The sequence below is a fragment of the Labilithrix sp. genome (assembly GCA_019637155.1).
In the GTDB taxonomy this organism is placed as follows: Bacteria; Myxococcota_A; Polyangia; order Polyangiales; family Polyangiaceae; genus Labilithrix.
The window spans coordinates 97,539-104,376 of sequence record JAHBWE010000031.1; the positions used below are offsets into that span (position 1 = coordinate 97,539).

The following is a 6,838-nucleotide window of genomic DNA, read 5'->3' on the forward strand; positions in this document are numbered from 1 at the left end:
AGTATGGGCTCAGTACGGGCTCAGTACGGGCACATCAGCGTGGTCGTGATCCATCCGTCGACGACGGACGTGCCGATCGGGTCGACGATCGCGGACGCGAGCGGCGGCATGCGGTTGCCGTCGAGCGTGTGCATGCGGAGCGAGATGAGCGACTTGCTCGGATCGCCGGGGACGAAGAGCTTGCCGTCGGGGACGCCGAGGTCGCCCGTCTCCGCCTCGGCCTCGCACACCTTCGTGCCCTTGAAGGTGCGGCTGAAGCGGAAGTCCGCGGCGCCGCGGCCCGGACCGCCGGGGCGGTGACAGAACGCGCAGTTCGCGTGCACGTAGGAGCGCGCGCGCGCCTCGACGTCGACGGACTCGTCGGCCGGGTTCGGGAACTTCGCGCGCGGCTCGGCGGGGAGCGGCGCCGCGAACGCGCCGAGCTGCTCGAGCTTCGCGAGCTGGTTCATGCGCGCCGCCGGACCCGCCTCGTCGGCCGGGTAGTCGTGCTCCATGTTGAGCATGCCGATCTCGAGACCGAGGCTGCCGCCCGCGGCGCCGTTGTGGCACTGCATGCATTGCGAGCGGCTCGGATACGTCCAGACCTGCGCGCCGTTGCCGTTCGGCACTTCCTTCGTCTTGCCGTCGAGGAGGAGGAGCGCGTCGGACTCGTCCGCGTTCCACTCGTACGTGTAGCCGGCCCAGCTGCTGTCGGTGTGGCGCACGAAGAGGCGCGTCTCGATGCGCTTGCCGCCGAGGCGGAACTCCTTCACGAGGACGGTGCCGTTCGGAAGATCGAAGTGGCCGTCGGGCGCGACGTTGATCTTCCCGTCGGGCGGCAGCGAGATCCACCGGTACTTCTCGGCGCCGTCGCTCCAGAGCGGCGTCGTGACGTCGTAGGCGAGGAGCTTCGACGACGGCGTCTTCGGATCGTTCGCGAGGACGCAGCCGGTCTGCGAGAGCTTCGCGGGGAGCCCCTCGGAGGAGAGCTGCGGGACGAGGCGCTTCACCTTCCCGGCGCCGTAGTCGAGGATGAAGAGCTCGCCGTCGTTGTCCTGGCCGAACGACGAGATCGAGTAGTTCGTCAAGGCGACGGTCGCGATCGGCGGCGGCGTGGGCGAGACGGTGGTGGGGATCGAGTAGATCTTGCCGCCGAAGTCGCCGAAGATGTACCGGCCCTGGAGCTCGGGGAGCGCGGTGCCGCGGTACACGTAGCCGCCGGTGATCGAGAAGCCCATCGAGCGGCCGTACTCGACGATCGGATCGATCGCGTTCTCGACGACGGGGCAGGGCTCCGGCTTGTAGCAGCGGAAGCCTTCGCGGACGCCCCACCCGTAGTTGCCGCCGAGCGTGATCTTGTCGACCTCTTCGGCGCGGTTCTGGCCGACGTCGCCGGCCCAGAGCTCGCCCGTGAGCGAGTCGAAGTTGAAGCGCCACGTGTTGCGGAGGCCGTACGCGTAGATCTCCGGCTTGCCGCCGCCGTTCGCGAACGGGTTGTCCTCCGGGATGCCGTAGAGCTGACCGTCCGGTACGACGTCGACGTCGATGCGCAGCATCTTGCCGAGGAAGACGTCCTTGTTCTGGCCGTAGCCGCGCGGATCGCCGCCGGAGCCGCCGTCGCCGAACGACGCGTAGAGCCGGCCGTCGGGACCGAACGCGACGTGGCCGCCGTTGTGGTTCGAGTACGGCTGATCGAACTGGAGGAGCTCGGTGAGCGTGGTCTTGTCGAACGTCTTGCCGCCGTCGTTGCTCTTGATGCGGACGATGACGGAGGCGAGGTTCGCGGGGCTCGTCGAGCTCGGCTTCGTGTACGAGAGGAAGGCGAGGCCGTTCTCCGCGAACTTCGGGTGGAGCGCGAGGCCGAGGAGGCCGGCCTCGTTGGGGCTCGAGTTGACGCGGTCCTTGATGTCGAGCGCGACGCTGCGGGTTCCGTCGTTGGCGACGTAGTTGATGACGCCGGCCTTCTCGACGACGAGGAAGTGCTCGTTGTCGCCCGGCAGGGGCGCGACGGCGATCGGGTTCCGGAACGAGATGTCGTTGAACGCGGGCGCGAACCCGTAGCCGCCGGACGGCCGCACGCCGCCGAGGCACGCGTTCACGCTCGCGAGGTTGGCGGAGTCGCCGGAGGGCTTGTCGTCGTCTCCGAGGGCACAAGCCGCGATCGCGGCACAGAGCGACAAAACCAAAGGAAAACGCGGGCGCATCGGTCCCGTCACATATCTCGCCCGCGGCGTTGCGGCAATCGAACCCGACGCGGAGACGCGGATGTTAGCGCGAGCACTTGCGCATCGCCGTCGCGCCAGATGGTCCGCGCGCGCCCCGGTGAAAAGGAGTCCATCTATTGGAAAATAGAAAAGAAAAAGCAACCGGCCACGTAACCGAGCAGCGCCTCCGTCGTAGTGACCTGCGAGGTGCAACGATGACGACTTCTCTCATCACCAAGCTCGCAGCGCTTTTCCTCCTCGCTTCCTTTGCCGTGGGTTGTGCAGCCGAAGACGTCGAAGAAGAAGAGGAGCAAGGGGAGACGAGCTCGGCGCTCGCGAGCTCCTGCTCGGCGGGGTACGCGTGCATCTATCAGCACAGCAAGTTCGGAGGTCGCCTGCTCCAGTTCCGGGACGGCGGCTGTCAGAACCTGGGCGGCAAGTACAACTTCAACGACCGCGCGAGCAGCATCCGCAATCGCACGGGCAGGACCCTCCGTCTCTACAAGGATGCAAACTGCAAGGGCAGCACGCGCACCTTCGGACCGGGCGAGCAGACGCAGAGCCTCGGCGGCTTCGGCGACGAAGCCTCCTCGATCCGCATCTTCTGATCGCCCGCGCTCGCCCGACCGTGAGGGACCTCCGTGCCGAGGTCCCCGCGGTTCGTGGGCATGGTTGCGCGATGGGAAAGGAGCCGCCGGTTGCTAGGCGGCAACGGTCATCGAAGATGCGCGGTCGTAACCCGTGGGGGCGCGCGTCGAGGTCGTGCGCTACTCCATCAGGAGGAGCGCCTGCACTTGACGGTGGAGGATCCGACCAAGCAGGAGCTCGCGCGTCGCGAGGCGCCGCGTCTCGTCCGCGCCATCCTCGCCGCGCGATGACGACGCCGACCAGGGCCGCACGCGTTCGTCTGCATCCTGTTCACGCGCGCATGCTGTCGAGGCGCGCCTGTCGGTCACCAGAGCGCGGGATGAGTCGACGACTGGATGTGGAAGCGCGAGCGCGTGACGTGACTTCGAGGAGCGTCGTGTACAGGAACCGCGCGGCGCGCGATGTCGGCGTGCTCCGCCACGCTCGGTTAGGCGCAACGTTGCCGCACTGCTGTCGGGTGGGTGGCGTGTTTTTGCGCAATCGAGGTGGGGGGATCTGGATCGGTCAGGCACCGCCCTACCGGATCGTGTGTGGGCGCTTTGACTACCCTGCAGTGATTGTTCCTCGTGAGGCGGGGGCTAGTGAATTCGGTGGGTTGAATGATGTGGCCTACATTTGACTACCTTGTCGGTGTTTTGGCGCCGTCGTTGCACGAGGGGTGGGTATGAAACGTCTGCCCTTCGCGCTTGTCGCTCTTGCCCTTTCGGTTCCTGCGGTCGCATGCCTCGACGAAGGGACGGATCGGGAAGGGGTGTCGTCCGACAACCTCGACGAGGCGACCAAGACCGCGTGCAACTTCGGGTTCACGCCGGTCGACGCCGCGGCCAACAAGCCGATCAAGCTCGGGCCGAAGAGCAACGTCGTCGGCGGCAGGCGCCTCGCGGTCGGCAACTTCGCGAAGGACAAGAACCCCGACATCGTCGTCGCGAGCGACGTCACCAAGATCCAGCTCTTCGTCGGCAAGGGCGACGGCACCTTCTCCGCCGTCGCCGAGAAGAACGTCGCCGGCGCCGTCACCGGCCGGACGCGTACCGCGCTCACCGTCGCCGCGACCGGCGACTTCGACGGCGACGGCTACCAGGACCTCATCCTCGCCATCACCTCCGTTCCGAAGGGCGAGAACCCGGACCCGAAGGACATCCGCGTCGACTACAAGGTCGTGAACGGCACGTCCGACCAGAAGCTCGCGCTCTCGGGTCAGGTCCTTCCGCCCGTCATGGAGAAGGTCCTCTCCCATACCGTGGGTGACCTCGACGGGGACGGCGCCGACGACCTCGTCATCCTCACCGACAAGGGACAGAGCTTCATCTTCGGTCAGAAGAACAACCGCGACGTCAAGCCCGAGACGATCGAGTACTCGAACGCCTCCAAGCGCGTCCTCGCGTTCGTCACGCCGAAGACCGAGGACAAGCCCGCCGCGCTCAACATCCTGACCAACAACGGCAAGGTCAGCACGCTCACGTTCGGCGGCGATCGCAAGGTCACGTCCGTCACGACCACGCTCGCCGGCTTCGACAAGAAGGCCCCGCCGGTCGTGTCCGATCTCGACGAGAACGGCTCGCTCGAGGTCGCGATGCTCTCCAACAAGCTCACGATCTCGACGCTCGGCGCCAAGGGCAAGCCGCTCACGTTCGACGACGTCTCGGGCCGCACCGTCGGCGCCGCCGACTTCGACGCGAACGGCAACCACGAGATCATCTACGCCGTCTCCGACGAGACGAAGCTGTACGCCGCCTGCGGCTACGCGCCGGACGCGACCGCGATCGCCGCGGTGGAGCTCCCGATCGCGTACAGCCCCGACATGTTCCTCGGCAGCACCGACGACCTGAACGGCGACGGCAAGCCGGACCTCGTCACGCTGCCGACCGCCGGCGGCGAGCTCAAGGTCTACCTCGGCGGGACGCGCAACGATCCGCCGCCGGAGCTCACCGTCTTCTCCGCGAGCGCCGAGGTCGCGCCCGACGCGGGCGCCGACACGGGCACGCCCGACACGGGCACGGAGACGCCCGACACCGGGACCGCGGAGGACGCGGGCACGGTCACCGCCGACGCGGGCGAGACGCCGGAAGACGACGCGGGGCCGGCGCCGGATGCGGGTCCGTCCTCGGATGCAGGCCCGCGCCCGGACGCGGGAGGCGGCGGCGGTGGTGGCGGCGGTGGCAACACCGACCCCGATCAGGCCGGCGACGACGATGACAGCGAAGAGCCCACCGAGCGCCCGGTCGACGAGGCGGACGGTCCGACGAAGAAGCCGAAGAAGCCGACCACGAAGCCCTCGACCACCGGCGGCGTCACCATCACGCCGCGCCCGCAGCCGCAGGCAGTCAACGACGGCTGCTCGGCCACCCCGGCCTCCTCGCACGGCGTCTCCACCAGCGCGATCGGCGGTGTGATCGCCGCGATGCTCCTCCTCGGCCGCCGCCGCCGCAAGTCGTAGCCTCCGGCCCGCACTCCCACCCCTCGAGAAGGACAGCGAAAATAGCTGTCCTTTTCGCATTTGACGTTGGGTGCCGAAATGTAGGGAAGGGCCGAGGGCGCGGGCCCGTATGTCGTACGTGCCCATGCTCAAGCGCCTCTCCTTCGCCCTGGTCGCGGTCTCGTTCACGGTCCCGGTCGTCGCCTGCCTCCACCAAAACGAGGCCCAGACGGACGGCGCGGCTGCCCACCTCGACGAAGAGACGAAGGCCGCGTGCAACTTCGGCTTCGATCCGGTGGCGCAGCCGCTTCCGGACCTCGTCGCGCTTGGCGGCGGAGAGAGCCCGCTGCTCGCGCCGGCCCGCCTCGTGTTCGGTCGCTTCGACAAGGACGACAAGCTCGACCTCGTGCGCGTCCGGGACAAGAACAACCTCCAGTTCTACAAGGGGCAGGGCGACGGCACGTTCAAGGTCGGCGCGGAGGAGAAGCTCGGGCAGCGCTGGGACTCGACGCGGACGCGCACGTCGCTCGCGATCGTCGGTATCGGCAACTTCGACGGCGACGACTACGACGACGTCCTGGTCGCGCAGACGTCGGTCCCCAAGAACGACGAGAACGGCCCCGAGCAGATCGAGTACCGCATCGTCTACGGCACGAAGGACGGCGACCCGGCGTTCTGGAACCAGAAGACGATCCCGGCCGTCACGGAGAAGGTCCTCTACCACGTCATCGGCGACCTCGACGGCGACGGCAAGGACGACGTCGTGATCGTCACCGCGACCTCGCAGACCGCGCTCTTCGGCGGCGCGAACCGGAACGTGCAACCGGTCTCGATCGCGTACGCGAACGCGGCCGAGCGCCGGTTCGCGTTCTACTCGCCGAAGGCGGGCAAGAAGCCCGCGGGCCTCGTCCTCGTCACGGACGACAAGATCGCGACGCTCACGTTCGACGCCACGCCGGCGCACGCGGCGACCGCGGTCGAGACGCCGTGGACCTCGTTCGTGAAGGGCGCGACGCGCCTCGGCGGCGACCTCGATCGCGACGGCAAGAGCGAGCTCGCGATCCTCTCCGACACGCTCACGATCACGTCGATCGACGCGACGAAGCAGTCGTCCGAGCCGCTCACGTTCGCGACACTCTCCGGCCGCGCGAAGGCCGCGCTCGACCTCGACAAGAACGGCAAGGGCGAGATCGTCTTCGCCGCCGCGGACGACTCGAAGCTCTACGCCGCGTGCGGCTACGGTCCGACCGCGAAGGCCGTCGCGGCCGTCGAGCTCCCCATCCCGTACAGCGCCGACACGTTCATCGCGGGCACGCCCGACCTCAACGGCGACGGCAAGCCGGACCTCGTCACCGTGCCCGTCGGCGGCGGCGAGGCCAAGGTCTACCTCGCAGGCGCGCCGGCCGCGCCCGCGCCGGCGCTGACGTTCTTCGAGTCGAACCTCGCCGAGCCGCCGCCTCCTCCGCAGGAGGAGGACGCGGGCCCGGACCCCGACGCGACCGTGGAAGAGGAGGACGCCGGCCCCGCACGCACCGACGCGGGCGAGCCGCAGGAGGAAGACGCGGGCGAGCCTCCGCCGCCGCCGCCGCCG

The 6,838-nt window shown here is 68.5% G+C and carries 4 protein-coding genes; 3 read left to right on the plus strand and 1 reads right to left on the minus strand.

Translation table 11 applies throughout. The features are described from left to right. Nucleotides 1-20: 20 nt before the first annotated feature. Nucleotides 21-2,159 (minus strand): PQQ-dependent sugar dehydrogenase, encoded by a 2,139-nt coding sequence (locus KF837_42650; protein MBX3234070.1) that lies wholly within the window; start codon nucleotides 2,157-2,159, stop codon nucleotides 21-23. A 239-nt stretch (nucleotides 2,160-2,398) separates the two neighbouring features. Between KF837_42650 and KF837_42655 the strand changes: the two genes are divergently transcribed. From KF837_42655 to KF837_42665, 3 genes are all read left to right on the plus strand, one after another. Beyond that, nucleotides 2,399-2,791 carry a peptidase inhibitor family I36 protein gene (locus KF837_42655; GenBank protein ID MBX3234071.1) on the plus strand — a complete coding sequence of 131 codons (393 nt, stop codon included), beginning with the start codon at nucleotides 2,399-2,401 and terminating at the stop codon, nucleotides 2,789-2,791. Nucleotides 2,792-3,582: 791 nt separating this feature from the next. Then, nucleotides 3,583-5,268 (plus strand): VCBS repeat-containing protein, encoded by a 1,686-nt coding sequence (locus tag KF837_42660; GenBank protein MBX3234072.1) that lies wholly within the window; start codon nucleotides 3,583-3,585, stop codon nucleotides 5,266-5,268. Nucleotides 5,269-5,392: 124 nt separating this feature from the next. Further along, nucleotides 5,393-6,838 (plus strand): VCBS repeat-containing protein (locus KF837_42665; protein MBX3234073.1); only part of this gene is annotated, 1,446 nt, incomplete at its 3' end.